This window comes from Vibrio sp. Vb0667, from assembly GCF_033391095.1.
Genome location: NZ_JAWPOL010000003.1, coordinates 218,340 through 233,149, shown reverse-complemented (window position 1 = coordinate 233,149; position 14,810 = coordinate 218,340). Strand labels below are relative to the sequence as shown.

Below are 14,810 nucleotides of genomic sequence, written 5' to 3'. Positions count from 1 at the left end.
AGATTCGCGAGGTTTTGTATGTGGCAAGCAATATCGCAACAGCTTTCTGATACTTTATTGTTCGATTACCAGATCACGGAAAAAGTAAGGCTGTCTGGGGGGGATATCAGTGAAAGCTACATGATCAATGATGGCGAGCAACGTTATTTTGTGAAAATTAACGATCGCGAGTTTTTGTCTAAATTTGAGGTAGAAGCTGAAAGCCTGCATCTTTTGCGTGAAACATCAACCCTATTTGTACCTGAGGTGGTATTGGTTGGTAAAACCAAAAATGCCTCATTCCTAATTCTTAACTACCTTCCAACGAAACCATTAGAAGATGGTCCCAACAGCTTTAAATTTGGGCAGCAATTAGCTCACCTACACCAGTGGGGCGAGCAAAAAGAGTTTGGTTTTGATACCGACAACTATCTCGGTTCGACTCTACAGCCCAACAAATGGCACAAGAAATGGTGTGTATTCTTTGCTGAGCAACGCATAGGTTGGCAATTACAGCTCCTTAAAGAAAAAGGCGTCACCTTGGTTGATATCGATGACTTTATCGACGTCGTAAAACAGCGGCTAGCAAACCATGCTTCGAAACCTTCTTTGTTGCATGGCGATTTATGGAATGGAAATGCGGCACTCACTGCATTCGGTCCTATCTGTTACGATCCTGCGTGCTATTGGGGGGACAGGGAGTGTGATATTGCGATGACAGAGCTTTTTGGTGGATTTCAGCCAGAATTTTATCAAGGCTACGAATCGGTTATGCCACTTTCTTCAAGCTATGAGGAACGTAAAGATATCTATAACCTTTACCATGTTCTCAACCATTGTAATTTGTTTGGCGGCCATTACTTGGAACAGGCTCAACTGGTTATTAATAAAATCATTTCTTATTAATTTGGAAGCCACTGCATATTTCAAGATGTAAAATCTCGAGGCACATCACTACAGAAAATCACCCTAAGCTCAAGGTTGAGTTTGGGGTCAAGTTTTGTACTTATTTCGACTCAATTAGCAACAACTCTGCCTAATATCAAAGGAGACTTAACTTTGGATTGTGCCTATTTTCCTTGTAGGCAAAGTAAGTAAAGGGCTGTACTTCATTGATGAATAGTGTGTTTAAAAGCCCTGCGAGATTAGGAGTTGTTGTATGAAAAATTATACCGAAAGGTATGTAAAGTGCCCGCATTGCGGACACTCTATCGGCATTACATTAGATGCAAGTAATGGTGACCAAGAGTTTTATGATGATTGCCCAGCTTGCTGCCACGCTATCCACCTAAATATGCGAGTGGATGAGTTACAAGATAAGGTCGAACTATTTATCGATGACAATTACGAATAACAGCTCGAGCATGTGAACATCAGAAATATAAAAACGCTTAAATGAAAAAGGAGCACTAGGCTCCTTTTTCTCATTCTAAAGCTGTTTTGCTGCAAGAACGCGCTCAACAGTATCAACAATTGCTTGAGTCTGAGGATCAAACTCAATATTAACACGCTCCCCTACTTGTCTCACTCCGAAAAGCGTTCGCTGCAAGGTTTCTGGAATTAGGTGTACCGAAAAACGACACGCTTCAACTTCACCAATAGTTAGCGAGCAGCCATCTAAACCAATGTAACCTTTCGCTAATACATATTTCATTGATTCTTGCGGCAGTTGGAACCAAATCGTGCGGTTATTGGGCGTATCGATGATATCGACAATATCTGCCGTTAAACTAATATGACCAGACATACTATGCCCGCCTATTTCGTCACCAAACTTAGCCGCGCGCTCAATGTTTACGCTATCCCCTTCCACCAGCCGACCTAAATTAGTAAGAGCCAATGTCGCTTGCATTAAATCAAAACTGATAAGGTTGCCTTCGATCTTAGTCACAGTTAGACAACATCCGTTGTGTGCAACGGATGCACCAATTTCTAACCCTTTACAAAGTTCATCGCTTAACTCGACAACGTGCGTTTGAAAGCGTTCTTTTTTATCAATTTTAACGACCTTCGCCGTACCCTGAACTATTCCTGTAAACATTTCTTTTTACCTATTGATTTAATACCAACTGTAGTCGAAGACTAAGCCCTAAACACTGCGCTACAGGTCGGAAATAAAGACCGCAGACGATAAAGCCATGGCTTAATGAACACTGGTTTGTTCTCATGCATGCTTCAACATTACCATGATTCGCTGCTGTTCTCAGTAAAAGCGTATCCTTAGCGTGGAGAGCGTCCAGTCAGTGTTATCGACTATTAGCTACCTAGCTATGGAATATAAACATACAATTGTTTATCATTTGCGCGGAGTTTCTCCGAGGCATTTTTTCACCTTATCGTGACTAAAATCAACCATCAGATCCGTTCACCACATCTTTTGCCCTCGAGTACTCTCATTCTTTCAACTTATTGTTCCGCTCTGGAGTATTTTTCGTGCATCGCTATAAAGAAGAAGCATCAAGTCTTATCAAATTGGCGACCCCGGTATTGATCGCATCTGTCGCTCAAACTGGTATGGGGTTTGTTGATACCGTAATGGCTGGCGGCGTTAGCGCCACCGACATGGCTGCGGTTTCTGTCGCTTCAAGTATTTGGCTACCATCCATTTTGTTTGGGGTGGGTTTATTAATGGCATTGGTCCCTGTTGTCGCACAGTTAAATGGCTCTGGTCGTCGAGTGAAAATACCGTTTGAAATTCAGCAAGGCGTCGTTTTGGCATTGCTGATCAGTGTGCCGATAATTGCAGTCCTGCTTCAAACCCAGTTTATTCTCGGGCTGATGGATGTTGAAGCACTGATGGCTGAAAAAACGGTGGGATACATTCATGCCGTTATATTAGCAGTACCCGCTTTTTTACTTTTCCAAACGCTTAGAAGCTTTACGGATGGTATGTCATTGACGAAACCGGCAATGGTTATTGGCTTTATCGGTTTGCTGCTCAACATTCCTCTAAACTGGATTTTCGTGTACGGCAAGTTTGGTGCACCTGAATTAGGCGGTGTTGGCTGTGGTGTAGCAACCACGATTGTTTACTGGGTCATGTTTGCCATGCTATTGCTGTATGTGATGACATCAGAGCGATTGAAAAGCATCAACCTATTTGGAGAATGGCATCGCCCACAATGGAAAGCGCAAGTTCGTCTATTCAAGCTCGGCTTTCCTGTTGCAGCAGCGCTGTTTTTTGAAGTGACATTGTTTGCTGTTGTTGCACTGCTCGTTTCACCACTGGGTCCTATCATTGTGGCAGCGCATCAAGTCGCGATTAACTTCTCCTCGTTGGTATTTATGCTACCAATGAGTATTGGTGCAGCAGTAAGCATTCGTGTCGGCCATCGACTTGGTGAAGAAAACGTAGATGGCGCGCGCGTAGCGTCACGAGTCGGCATTATGGTTGGTCTAGCATTGTCCGTTCTCACAGCGATTTTAACCGTCTTGTCTCGTGAGTGGATCGCCGAGCTTTATACTAGCAACCCAGAGGTAATCACTCTAGCGATGCACCTGCTCGTGTTTGCCGCTGTTTATCAATGTACGGATGCGGTTCAAGTGATCGCAGCTGGTGCATTACGCGGCTATAAAGACATGCGAGCCATCTTCAACCGTACTTTTATTGCTTATTGGATTCTTGGCTTGCCAATTGGTTACGTCCTTGGCCGTACAGACTGGATTGTTGAGCCAATGGGAGCACAAGGCTTCTGGCTTGGTTTTATCATCGGCCTATCTTCTGCGGCCTTTATGTTAGGCGTCAGAATGCGTTGGATGCATCGCCAAGAGCCAGAAGTGCAATTGAACTTTTCAGTTCAATAAAAAGTAAAAAAAGCCAGCATCCGCTGGCTTTTTTGATCGAATAATCACACGGTTGAGTATACTTATAACAAGATTACGAAGCGGTTGATTTTGCTCTCTAGACAACGGATACGAAGTTATAAAAAAGGATATTTGTGCGGTCTATTTTATTGTTCTTAATCTTGATTCTTAATGGTTGTGATAACTGGTTCAATCCAGAGAACGCCATGTTTGATAAGTATCATCAACGTGTAGCCAATGTATTGGACGTTCCTGCTATTCCAATAGAATTACAGTCTACGGTAACGATTCCTGCGAAACGCGTTTTGTTCGAGCCATTGCCAAGGCTATCTATTGGCCTGCTAGAGAGCTATCAATTACGACAGTGCGGACTCTTCAATTTACTTGCTGAGAAAAACTCGCAACTTGGAAAGGTGCAGGATGCCTTTCATGATTTTGATTATCAAACTGCCCTTTTAAGAGTCATGCATCGATGTTTATCCGAATTTCCACTTAGCGATGAAGAACGCGCGACATTGACAGAGCTTTACTCAACCAAGTGGCAACATTTAGACATTCATCTCGACAACTTACTACTCGTAAGTGACGCCATGCAAAAGCAACTAACTGCCTCTGATTGGCTATCTCAAAATACGACGAATGATATTGCACGCATTAACGATGTCTATCGTATTTTCAGCGAAATGTATGATTTACCCCACCGCGCGGTCTCACGTCTACCCGATGTGGAAGTTACGCACTATCAAGAAGAGTTAGAGAAATCTCGTTTACTCGGACGACTTTACTATTCAATGGTAAACACATCCCTTTGGTTAAAAGCGACAACTCAGCTACTTGAGCAGAACCAGAGCAATGTATTGTGCGGGCCGAACAGAGACACCACCCAGTTCCGCTACTTAAGAAATGTCTTTCAATCCATTTACGTTGAAGAAGTGCAACCTTATTTGGCTTATTTAGACAGTACCTATCAACAACTTAATGATGGTGCCACTTTGGTGGAGAACCGTATGCAACTCCATGGTCACCAGTATGGCATCATTGAGGCACATAGGACATTTAGGCAAGAAACCCTAAACCACGTTCAGTTTTGGCAGGGTCTCTTCAAACGATGTGGCGTAACCGTTGGCAACTAGTAAGTGCAGAGCGTTCTATTCCTTCAACCTTTCACGCAAGAATCGAGCAAAACGTGGTTTACCAGTATGTGTAAAACCGTTATATCTAAAAGTAATGGTTGAACCAATTTTCGGAGGCTGGCGACGCACTTCATCGGTAAATCCGCTACCGATGTAAAACTCAATGCCATTTGGTAAGCGAACTAACATTGCTCCCATCATACCTAATAAGCGCCCTGTTCCTGGCTTATAACCCACAACTAACGCTTCATCATCTGCGTATCGTTTTAGTTTAAGCAAATCACTACCGCGTCCAGCCTGATAGCGGCTTGATACCTTCCGCAACATCACCCCTTCACCGTCGGATATTGAAATTTTATCCAACTGTGTAAACAGATGAGCTTCATTTTGAATCGCTCGGTGCTCGACATATTTGATATGAGGCTGGTCGACTTCAAGCACTAAGTCTTTGATGTTGTAATAACGCTTCCGATAATCACCAGCGGAATATGGCATATCAAAGATCATAAAGTCGATGTGTCGCCAAGCAGACTCTACAGGAGTTTTATCTAACACCGTTTGCTGAACAAGATGGAAATTACCTCTCCCAGCCCAAAGTTCACCGTCCAATGGATAATCAGGTAAAGGTCCTGTAAACCAATCTGGGGCGTAGATTCGATTACCATTTCTCGTCACGAGATGTTGCCCAGTCCAATAAGCGCGAACACCATCAAGTTTTTCGCTATACCAATATTCAGACACATCAATGCCATCCTGATAGCTTTGTGCAAGAGAAACTGGTGGTGCGAGAGAAGTATCCGCTTGAGGCTGTGAAGACGCAGCCATAACAGCCAGCGCAATTAATGTCATTTTTAATGGCATAAGAAGACCTTGTACAAAAAATCGCCTTTATTGAAACGTAAGTCCTCTCGATGACCTATTTATTACTAGTTATTCTTCGACTCATAACAATCAACATTAGTAATAATTTGCAAAGATAATCATAAACTTTAGACAGGTTTTGCATTTAGTCGTTACACATTATTCTCGTATGGCGGATGGTTCGTCAATCGAGTTGGAATCTAATCATGACGTGCCTCCCCCGGTCTAACGACTTCTTTCGGCTCAAAACCTCTTATAAGCAAACCATTTCTCTGTGCGTTTTTGATTCTCAATTTGAGAATCAGTCCTTTCTCAAATTGAACAATATAATTAACAATATTTAACTGTTTGATTTTTCATTAATTTCAAATTGGCACGTTACCTGCTCTATATCCAATTAGAAAAACAAACGGAGACAGAGTCATGGAATTACGCAAACTAGAAATCAATCAAGACAAGTTAGCCATTGAGTTTTTTGGTGACTTAGACGCAAGTGGCTGTCGACAAGCACAACATCACATTGATGAAGTAATTCACAACAATCATCACAAAGAAGTCGAAATTAACCTACAGCACGTCCAATTTCTTGATTCTTCAGGGATTGGTGCCATTGTTTACTTATATAAGCGTCTAGTTGAACGTGAAAGAAGCATGAGTATTGAAAACGTATCAGGCCAACCTTTAGAAATCATGAGCTTGCTTCGTATCAACCATGCCATTCCCGTTAACTCAAAAGGACACTAAAAATACCGGTTTAAACGGAGGTTGGCATGGTAAATCTTTTACGACGATATGCAGTAAGCGGTCTTGTTGTCGGCATGTTTGGTTGTTCGTCGTTTGACTACCCAGAACACGGGAAAGGTGGCTTGGCGGAAAGCTATCAAGATATCTCGATCGAGAATTATCAGTTTTCCCCAGTAATGCCTGACGAGCCTTTAGGTCCAGAACATGGGTTAAGGTTTGATTGGCAACTGACCAAGTTACATCTAGACGCACTAATCCAAGAGGGCGCGCGCTGGTGTTTTCCTGCGGCAGTTGTTCAGGCCCTTGAAAAACAAAATAGAATTGCGCGCGAGTTAGAAGGTGGGCTTTTACTCGACGCTGCCAACGACCTTGTGATTCAGCGTCGACGCTTAAACCAGCTCGAACAACAACTCGACTACGTACTGAGCCAAACAACTTGCACACCGCCCGATGATATTGAAGCACTACGTAGCGACCTAAACATAGTCTCGGATATCTATGCACTACTTAATATCGACAACCAGTTTGCTGTCGATTCAGCAGAAATCAACCCGAAGTACATGGGACATTTGGCAGAAGCAGCCTACATTTTACGTGACCACCCCAACCTATCTCTTGTAGTAACGGGGCATGCGGATGCAACTGGAACACCCGATTACAACCAGAAACTTGCTCAAGCGCGTGCGGAACAAGTAAAGCGTTACCTAACCGTATTTGGTATCACTTCAGAGAGAGTCACTACCAAATCTGTCGGAGATAACCTGCCACTCTATGAAGGTGAAACATCCGCCGTGCGTTTAACTAATCGTCGAGTAAGCATCGAGGTTATTAGCCCTAATTCAGATAGCGATACCTCAATAAACCGCAACCCAACGGCAGGAGGCGCGCTATGAACACGATGAAACCATTTATCCTCTTAATGTTGTTGTGTCTGGTCGCGTGGGTACCTTCTTCCATAGCGGATGAGAGCAATACTGTTAAGGTCGGTGATTTAATACAGATTAACTTACCTGGAGAGGCGTCGTTAAACCAAGGGTTTCAGGTTGATCGTCGTGGACGAATTAATTTACCAGAAGTCGGCCCTGTATTAGTGGCCGGCTACAATGAACAACAACTCCAAGACGTGATTATCGACAGGCTAAAGACCGTGTATCGTGACGTTAACAACGCTCGAGTTTTTATTAAACAGCAACAGTTGTTAGTGTCCGTTCAAGGCTACGTGGTCAAACCCGGTGAATATACCTTACCTTTTGGGTCCAACATTCAAATGTTTGTGTACGAAGCTGGCGGCCTGCGCGCTGGGGCTCAGCTTGATAAAATGATCGTGAAACGTGGAAATAAAAACATTGAATTTGACTACAAACGCTTCCTTGATACGGGTGACAATAGCCAACTGCCAAAACTAGAATCACTGGATGTCTTATTTGTCCCCGCTTCCCCACTCGTAGGGAATATTGAGCAAGAGTTTGATGCAGCAAAACTCGCGAATTCAGGTGACAGCGCAGATTCCGCTCGTGCAATCAAAGTCTTTGGTGAAGTCAACGCACCTGGCTCGTTCTCATACAAGCCAAACACCACGCTAGTTGATGTCGTAATGCGAGCTGGCGGCGTGACACGATATGCCAGTGTTGAGCAAATTCGCGTGATAACAAACAATAACCCAACCATGTTTAACCTGAAAAAGTACCTTGATACTGGAGACCAAAGCCTACTGCCAGAGATCCTGCCAGGTGCCACCATCTTTGTCCCAAAACAGGAAGAAGAAATCAAAGCAGGTGCAAATGTGGTTTACGTGATGGGTGAAGTCGCCCATCCTGGGGCATACGAAGGCAAGCAAGGCGCTAGCTTCATGGATATCCTCGCCAACGCTGGCGGGCCCACTCGCTACGCAGAATCTCGCCAAATTCGCGTTATAAAAGCCGATGGCAAAGTCATCAAATTCGATCTTACCGCGCATACAGAAGGACTATCTTCAGCCAGACCACCAAATGTTGGACCAGGAGACGCGATTTTCGTACCGGAGAAAACCGATTTCAATGAGAAGTCTTGGTTAAAAGTAGCACCTAGTCGAGCGGTCGCAGTGATGGGAGAAGTTGTTCGCCCTGGACGCATCGAGTGGTCAGACGAAATGGATTTGATTGATCTGCTTGCACACGTTGGAGGCCCAACTCGACGAGCTGATACCACCAAAATTGAAGTCGCCAATAACGGTCAAATGACACAATTTGACTTAGACCAATACATTCTGGATGGCTCGCCAACATCAAGCCTACCTCGAGTTTCCGCTGGTACAGTCGTAAGGGTACATGCATTGCCTGACGACCCATCCGATAATAAATCGCAATGGGTAAGCCAAAGCTCTGACGCATCAATATACGTTTTCGGACAGATCAATGCACCTGGGCGCTATCGTTTCACCGAAGATATGCATTTTCTGGATATTTTGTCTGCCGCCGACGGACCGACAATGGATGCAGATATTCACAACATCCGTGTCACACACCGAGGCCTAGGTTATGCCAAAGTGAGTAAATTGAATTTATCGATGTACTTTGAAACAGGCGATGAGTCAATTCTGCCCCACGTTCGTCCTGGTGATACCATTTACATTCCAGAAAAAAACAAAAACTGGTTAGATCGTTCAAAAGAGTCCACGGTACGCGTATTAGGTGAAGTAAGAGCCCCAGGGCGATACGTATTCAATGACAACATGACAGTGCTTGATCTGTTAGCGGAAGCAGGAGGACCAACTGACAATGCCTACCTTGAAAAGATCAGTGTGGTCAATATGTCTTGCTGCCAAGGCCAAGCCCGAACATTTGATTTGGTGAACTTTAGTAAAACAGCCAACATTTATGAGCTGCCAGTCATTCGCGCAGGCGACACGATTTACATTCCCCATAAAGACGAGAGCTTTGTTGAAAAAGCGAGGGCAGGATTAAGAGATATTTTACAAATCACCACAACCATCGTGTTAATAGGAGCGTTGTAATGACTATTCCTGCAACTCACGCTGAGATTGAGCAAATTTATCTTCAGAGTGAACAGAAAGGCCACAAAACGATTTGTGTTGTGGGTTGTAAATCTGAAGATGGTGTCACTTCCGTGGCGTCATCTCTTGCAGAGCGCTTGGTTTTAGCAGGCCACAATACTTTGTATGTAGACCTTAACTTATTCAAACCCGCTTATCACACTGTTCACGAATTTGATGATGACGAGAAGGTTGGCCATTTGATCACACGAGAGAATACACATCAAACTTTAGTCGGCCTCCCTGCTCCATCTCTCGCCAGCACTCAGTTAGCGTACCGAGACCCAACAACGCTGAAACAAAACATTGCACAATGGTTAACGCAGTACGAGCGCGTCGTGATAGATACATCACCACTTCTCAGTGTCAACCGAAGCAATATTGCGCCTCAAGTGATTGCTGGCGTATGTGATGCTACTTTGTTAGTAGCGCATTATGGCTCTACGACTACAACCCAGCTCGAGCAAGCCAAAAAGCTACTCGATGCTAGCGATGCGAACTTGATTGGTTCTGTACTGAACATGAAGCACACTCCAAGCCTGAAAGATGAGTTAATCCGCCAAGTTTCCAAGCTGCGTTTCTTACCAAAAAAGTGGAAAGAAAAACTGTCTCAGCAAATTAAAAAAAGCGAACTGTTTATGTTATAGGGAGCGCTATTATGACGATAAATAATACATTGACTATCGAGCAAGAATTAGTGGATGAGCATATTCTTCAGCAAATGATCAAAGATACGTGCGCCGAAATCATCCCTACCTTGATTGATCACTATGTCGAAGAGTCACGCGATCGCATGGAGAAAATAGAGCAAGCATTAAGCACAAAAGACCTTCAAACATTAGAGTTCGAGGTTCACACACTGGGCAGTTCTGCTCTCGCTTTAGGCAATCGAACGCTTTCAAGACAAGCAAGAATGATTGAGAAGTACTGTGTCGAAGGAAAAATACCAAAAGCATTGGAGCTTTGTGAAACACTTCCGCAACTCGCCAATGAATCGTTTGATGCGTTAGAAAAGCGAAAAGCTCAAGGGTTTGAGTAGTATTAGTGTCTTACTCCCTAGCGAAGCATCGCGTTTGATAAAGCGCGATGCCGACATCATCTCAGAAATTTAGGCTCCAAATTCAGTCACCCTCTCCAAGCCACATACCTTGAAATTATTTGGGTATAACTTAATCAATTAAAAAGTATGGATTTTTCGCAAATTTCCTACCTTGTGCTAATACTTAAATAACGCTTTTCTCAAATTGAGAATTTTCAGCACTAGAGAGCTATAAACCACTCATAATGCCAAATAGTAGTGCTGACAAAAATCATAAAAAATGAAACAAACTACGTTGGGATGGGACTATGAGACCAAGGGTGTTACTGGTAGAGGACTCTACTTCACTAGCCATACTTTATAAGCAGTATGTGAAAGACGAACCTTATGACATTTTTCATGTCGAGACAGGTCGCGAAGCGATTCAATTTATTGAAAGAAGCAAACCTCAGCTCATCATTCTCGATTTGAAACTGCCCGACATGTCTGGCGAAGACGTGTTGGATTGGATCAACCAGAATGACATTCCTACGTCCGTTATTATTGCTACGGCACACGGCAGCGTCGACTTAGCCGTTAATCTAATTCAAAAAGGTGCGGAAGATTTCTTAGAAAAGCCCATAAACGCTGATCGCCTAAAAACATCAGTCGCATTGCACCTCAAACGCGCCAAATTGGAAGATTTGGTGGAAAATATTCAGTCCAAGTTTGATCGCCACAACTATCACGGATTCATCGGTTCAAGCCTCCCGATGCAGGCGGTATACAAGACCATTGATGCTGTTGCGCCAACTTCTGCCAGTGTGTTTATTGTGGGAGAAAGCGGCACAGGTAAAGAAGTTTGTGCTGAAGCCGTCCACCGCCAGAGCGACCGTAAAGACAAGCCTTTTATTGCAATTAACTGTGGGGCTATTCCACGAGATTTGATGGAAAGTGAGATTTTTGGTCACGTTAAAGGGGCCTTTACTGGAGCAACAACAGATCGAAAAGGTGCGGCGACGCTGGCACATGGTGGTACGCTTTTTCTTGATGAGCTGTGTGAAATGGAACTTGAGATGCAAAAGAAGTTGCTCCGTTTTCTACAAACGGGCACTTACACCCCTCTTGGTGGCACTCGAGAAATGAAAGTAGATGTGAGAATCATTTGTGCCACTAACCGAGATCCATTAACAGAAGTAGAAGAAGGTCGTTTTCGTGAAGACTTATACTACCGTGTGCACGTTATACCTATCGATATGCCCCCATTACGTGAACGAGGAAGTGACATCGTCACGCTTGCCAAGCACTTCTTGACCACTTACGCCAAACAGGACAAAAAGAAATTCTCAACAATCGACAGCGAAGCTCAACATATCATCAAGCATTACGAATGGCCGGGTAATGTAAGGCAACTACAAAACATCATACGTAACATTGTGGTGCTTAATAACGACGAAAAAGTCACGGTGAGCCACCTACCCGCTCAACTTACTAAAAAGTCTAAAGTGACGAAAACAACGACGCCTGCGCATGTTGCTCAAGAGTCAGCAAACATTGCACCAATCACACCACCACCTGTTTATACTGAGGAACCTTCACCTTCTGCGGTCGAACCGTCGATTACCGCAGCGGAGCTGCCTGGTACACCGTCCTCTGCTGCTACCTCACCGTACTTTAACGCTGATGGAACCATTCGTCCTATGTGGCAAGTAGAGCGTGAAGCAATTCAAAACGCAATCGCGTACTGTGATGGCAACGTCCTCAACGCCGCTGTCATGCTGGAGTTAAGCCCATCTACGGTTTACCGAAAAAAACAAGCGTGGGAAGCGGATGAAATTAATCTCGAACAATCTTGATAAACCTGCCATTGGTGAAATTTGGATCTTGCTTGATAGCCGTCTATTCGGCGGCATTGAAAGTCACGTTATCGAGCTAGCTCGGGGATTAATCGCCTTTGGAAACAAAGCTCGAGTTGTGCTAACCACTGAGTATTCGCCAGCCGCTCAGATTGTACAGAAGGCAAAAGAAGCCGCGATCCCTGTGAGTTACTTAAACTATTTGTCTGGCGAGCCCAATAAAGCTTTAAAAATTAAGCACCTAACAAGCGCCGTCGCCAATCACCAACCCTCAGTGGTTCACTCCCATGGTTATAAAGCGTCGATTTTGTCGCGCTGCGCCAAACTGCTCACCCGAACGTTTCCTCGTTTGATTTCAACTTATCATGCTGGTGAATCGTCCTCAGGGAAGCTATGGCTATACGATTGGCTTGATAGAAGCTCAGGCAGCCTATCTGACCATTGCTTTGCTGTCAGTCCAAGTATTCAGCGCAAAGTTTTTTGTTCTTCAGAACTGCTGAATAACTTTGTTTCGATTCCCAACAGTCAACTCAACTATCAGGAAATCGCTTTTGTCGGCCGATTGAGTCAGGAAAAAGGCGCCGATCAATTTATTGAGGTAGCGAGGGTCTGTCCAACATTACAGTTTAGTGTGTACGGTGATGGCCCAGAAAAAGAGTCGCTTAATCAAACTGCCCCTTCAAATGTGACTTTCTTCGGCCATCAAACCGATATGGAAGGTGTTTGGGAAAATATCAGCGTACTTATTATCTCTTCTCGTTATGAGGGTCTTCCAATGGCGGCGCTTGAAGCCATGTCGAGAGGCATTGCCGTGATGAGCTTACGTGTAGGTCGTCTTCCAGATATTATCCAAACGGGTAAAAATGGTTTTATCGTCGAAGACATTCCCTCTCTTGCTAAATGTCTTCATGACTGGATGTCGATTGGTGAAGCGCAACAATCACTCATTCGCCAGAATGCTCGACAAACCATCATTGATGATTTCTCAGCGCAAAGTGTGATTCCCGTATTGCTACAAAAATATCAAATTGAAGCGGATCACTAATCCATATTGGTTCTCAATATGAGAATGATGAGTTCCAAACATAAATATCATATAAGATTCAATCACATAAACTAATGGCATATTTTGGCATCTCTATTGCAGCTCAGCAGTTAACGCAGATTAATGATGAGACAGAGGTGACTTATGACTACGCCAAAACGCATTCTATATGTTCATTATGGTGATAATTGGATTCGCGGCAGTGAAGTGGTGCTTCTGGATCTCATTTCAGGAATCGACCGCAATAAGTTTGAGCCATTCGTATGGTCAAACTGCCAACCATTAATCGATAAGTGCCAATCGCTCGGAATTGAAGCGGAACATTCAGCCTTCAATTTGGTGGGTGGTTGGAGCGCTCCACGCTGGGATATTAGCGGGTGGAATAGCCTTATCAAACAAGGCTCAGATTTGATCGAAAAGCACAGCATCGACTTGGTACACGTCAATAGCGGCGGCCCTTGTCAATGGATGTGTTTGGCTGCTCGCATGAATCATATACCACTTGTCACGCAACTTCATTGCCATTATACATTGCGCGATCGCTTCTCTCTCGGACTTCACCTCTCTCCAAAATTGATTTGCGTTAGCAAAGATGTTGGACGCGAAATTATTCAGGACGGCTACCCACAAAACCAACTTCATGTCGTACACAACGGCGTGTCACTTCAAGGCGTGGATACACCCATCGACATTAAAGATCGCCTCGGAATCCCATCACAGGCCTTTACCTTTCTGTCGGTGGGTTCGCTGATTAAGCGCAAAGGGTTCGACCGCCTTATTCGCGCAATGCGCATGCACAACTACCACCACCACAACCCTCACCTTGTTATTGTTGGTGACGGCGAAGAAAGAGAAGCATTGCAACAGCTTGCCGCGGATCTTGGTATCCAAGAACGAGTGCACTTTGTCGGGGAGCAACACAATGCCGGAGCGTGGATGTGTGGTAATGCAGACGCTTTTATTAGCGGCGCCTATGAAGAGGCCTTTGGTCTCGTGCTCGGGGAAGCGGCTTTAGCTCAACTGCCTATCGTGGCTCCTAAAACGGGAGGCATTCCTGAGTTGTTCGAGCATAATCACTCTGCATTGCTGTACCAGAACAGTGGAATGGCGAGCCTGTTAAACGCGATTCAACAAGTCATGCAAGACGCGGCATTAAGAAACAAGCTGGCGGAAAACGCTTACCTACATGCTAGCCAGCACTTAACGACGACTGCATCTATCAACGCTATTGAACGTATTTACGAAGGTGAACTTAATAACAACGCCATTACACCAATGCCAATGACTCACTGCATGAAGCCTCTTTCACGCTGGTTGAGCATCAATTGAGGAGCCCGGT

14 protein-coding genes are annotated in these 14,810 nt (G+C 44.3%); 12 read left to right on the top strand and 2 right to left on the bottom strand.

Annotated features, from left to right (window positions below; translation table 11 throughout):
* Positions 1 to 18: 18 nt before the first annotated feature.
* Both R8269_RS06255 and R8269_RS06250 read left to right on the top strand, forming a co-directional pair.
* Complete coding sequence (locus R8269_RS06255) at positions 19 to 885, top strand: fructosamine kinase family protein (protein WP_258476644.1); 867 nt, start codon at positions 19 to 21, stop codon at positions 883 to 885.
* 253 nt (positions 886 to 1,138) lie between these two features.
* The gene (locus R8269_RS06250; protein WP_017634925.1) at positions 1,139 to 1,333 is read left to right on the top strand and encodes a CPXCG motif-containing cysteine-rich protein; all 195 of its coding nucleotides are present in this window, start codon (positions 1,139 to 1,141) and stop codon (positions 1,331 to 1,333) included.
* 75 nt (positions 1,334 to 1,408) lie between these two features.
* Here the strand turns inward: R8269_RS06250 and R8269_RS06245 are convergent, their stop codons facing one another.
* Positions 1,409 to 2,020 (bottom strand): riboflavin synthase, encoded by a 612-nt coding sequence (locus tag R8269_RS06245; RefSeq protein ID WP_005377625.1) that lies wholly within the window; start codon positions 2,018 to 2,020, stop codon positions 1,409 to 1,411.
* Positions 2,021 to 2,412: 392 nt separating this feature from the next.
* Here R8269_RS06245 and R8269_RS06240 point away from each other — a divergent pair, with 392 nt between their 5' ends.
* Together R8269_RS06240 and R8269_RS06235 are read left to right on the top strand one after the other, a co-directional pair.
* Positions 2,413 to 3,783, top strand: coding sequence for an MATE family efflux transporter (locus tag R8269_RS06240; protein ID WP_005377626.1), 1,371 nt, complete (start codon positions 2,413 to 2,415; stop codon positions 3,781 to 3,783).
* 134 nt (positions 3,784 to 3,917) lie between these two features.
* On the top strand, positions 3,918 to 4,916 hold the full coding sequence (locus R8269_RS06235; RefSeq protein ID WP_215810259.1) for a DUF3080 domain-containing protein: 999 nt from the start codon (positions 3,918 to 3,920) through the stop codon (positions 4,914 to 4,916).
* A gap of 15 nt (positions 4,917 to 4,931) precedes the next feature.
* Here R8269_RS06235 and R8269_RS06230 read toward each other — a convergent pair whose 3' ends face one another.
* Entirely contained in the window at positions 4,932 to 5,777 is an 846-nt protein-coding gene (locus tag R8269_RS06230) for a DNA ligase (protein WP_017634928.1), read from the bottom strand.
* A gap of 423 nt (positions 5,778 to 6,200) precedes the next feature.
* Between R8269_RS06230 and R8269_RS06225 the strand changes: the two genes are divergently transcribed.
* From R8269_RS06225 to R8269_RS06190, 8 genes are all read left to right on the top strand, one after another.
* Positions 6,201 to 6,521: an STAS domain-containing protein gene (locus R8269_RS06225; RefSeq protein ID WP_017634929.1), complete on the top strand. Its 321-nt coding sequence runs from the start codon at positions 6,201 to 6,203 to the stop codon at positions 6,519 to 6,521.
* A 26-nt stretch (positions 6,522 to 6,547) separates the two neighbouring features.
* Complete coding sequence (locus tag R8269_RS06220) at positions 6,548 to 7,414, top strand: OmpA family protein (protein WP_017634930.1); 867 nt, start codon at positions 6,548 to 6,550, stop codon at positions 7,412 to 7,414.
* Positions 7,411 to 9,513: an SLBB domain-containing protein gene (locus R8269_RS06215; protein ID WP_215810260.1), complete on the top strand. Its 2,103-nt coding sequence runs from the start codon at positions 7,411 to 7,413 to the stop codon at positions 9,511 to 9,513. The genes R8269_RS06220 and R8269_RS06215 overlap by 4 nt, the downstream gene beginning before the upstream one ends.
* Entirely contained in the window at positions 9,513 to 10,199 is a 687-nt protein-coding gene (locus R8269_RS06210) for an AAA family ATPase (protein WP_318222483.1), read from the top strand. The genes R8269_RS06215 and R8269_RS06210 overlap by 1 nt, the downstream gene beginning before the upstream one ends.
* A gap of 11 nt (positions 10,200 to 10,210) precedes the next feature.
* A complete protein-coding gene (locus R8269_RS06205) occupies positions 10,211 to 10,591 on the top strand; it encodes an Hpt domain-containing protein (protein ID WP_005377636.1) in 381 nt (126 codons plus the stop codon).
* 308 nt (positions 10,592 to 10,899) lie between these two features.
* Entirely contained in the window at positions 10,900 to 12,426 is a 1,527-nt protein-coding gene (locus R8269_RS06200; protein ID WP_031778967.1) for a sigma-54-dependent transcriptional regulator, read from the top strand.
* Positions 12,401 to 13,471 carry a glycosyltransferase family 4 protein gene (locus tag R8269_RS06195; RefSeq protein ID WP_005377638.1) on the top strand — a complete coding sequence of 357 codons (1,071 nt, stop codon included), beginning with the start codon at positions 12,401 to 12,403 and terminating at the stop codon, positions 13,469 to 13,471. The genes R8269_RS06200 and R8269_RS06195 overlap by 26 nt, the downstream gene beginning before the upstream one ends.
* A gap of 144 nt (positions 13,472 to 13,615) precedes the next feature.
* Entirely contained in the window at positions 13,616 to 14,800 is a 1,185-nt protein-coding gene (locus R8269_RS06190) for a glycosyltransferase (protein ID WP_005377639.1), read from the top strand.
* The last annotated feature ends 10 nt before the right edge of the window (positions 14,801 to 14,810 follow it).

What these genes read in the sequence shown, in the direction of transcription:
- R8269_RS06255 (WP_258476644.1), top strand. Translation starts at nt 19, where the DNA reads ATGTGGCAAGCAATATCGCAACAGCTTTCTGATACTTTATTGTTCGAT.
- R8269_RS06250 (WP_017634925.1), top strand. Translation starts at nt 1,139, where the DNA reads ATGAAAAATTATACCGAAAGGTATGTAAAGTGCCCGCATTGCGGACAC.
- R8269_RS06245 (WP_005377625.1), bottom strand. Translation starts at nt 2,020, where the DNA reads ATGTTTACAGGAATAGTTCAGGGTACGGCGAAGGTCGTTAAAATTGAT.
- R8269_RS06230 (WP_017634928.1), bottom strand. Translation starts at nt 5,777, where the DNA reads ATGCCATTAAAAATGACATTAATTGCGCTGGCTGTTATGGCTGCGTCT.
- R8269_RS06225 (WP_017634929.1), top strand. Translation starts at nt 6,201, where the DNA reads ATGGAATTACGCAAACTAGAAATCAATCAAGACAAGTTAGCCATTGAG.
- R8269_RS06220 (WP_017634930.1), top strand. Translation starts at nt 6,548, where the DNA reads ATGGTAAATCTTTTACGACGATATGCAGTAAGCGGTCTTGTTGTCGGC.
- R8269_RS06215 (WP_215810260.1), top strand. Translation starts at nt 7,411, where the DNA reads ATGAACACGATGAAACCATTTATCCTCTTAATGTTGTTGTGTCTGGTC.
- R8269_RS06210 (WP_318222483.1), top strand. Translation starts at nt 9,513, where the DNA reads ATGACTATTCCTGCAACTCACGCTGAGATTGAGCAAATTTATCTTCAG.
- R8269_RS06205 (WP_005377636.1), top strand. Translation starts at nt 10,211, where the DNA reads ATGACGATAAATAATACATTGACTATCGAGCAAGAATTAGTGGATGAG.
- R8269_RS06200 (WP_031778967.1), top strand. Translation starts at nt 10,900, where the DNA reads ATGAGACCAAGGGTGTTACTGGTAGAGGACTCTACTTCACTAGCCATA.
- R8269_RS06195 (WP_005377638.1), top strand. Translation starts at nt 12,401, where the DNA reads ATGAAATTAATCTCGAACAATCTTGATAAACCTGCCATTGGTGAAATT.
- R8269_RS06190 (WP_005377639.1), top strand. Translation starts at nt 13,616, where the DNA reads ATGACTACGCCAAAACGCATTCTATATGTTCATTATGGTGATAATTGG.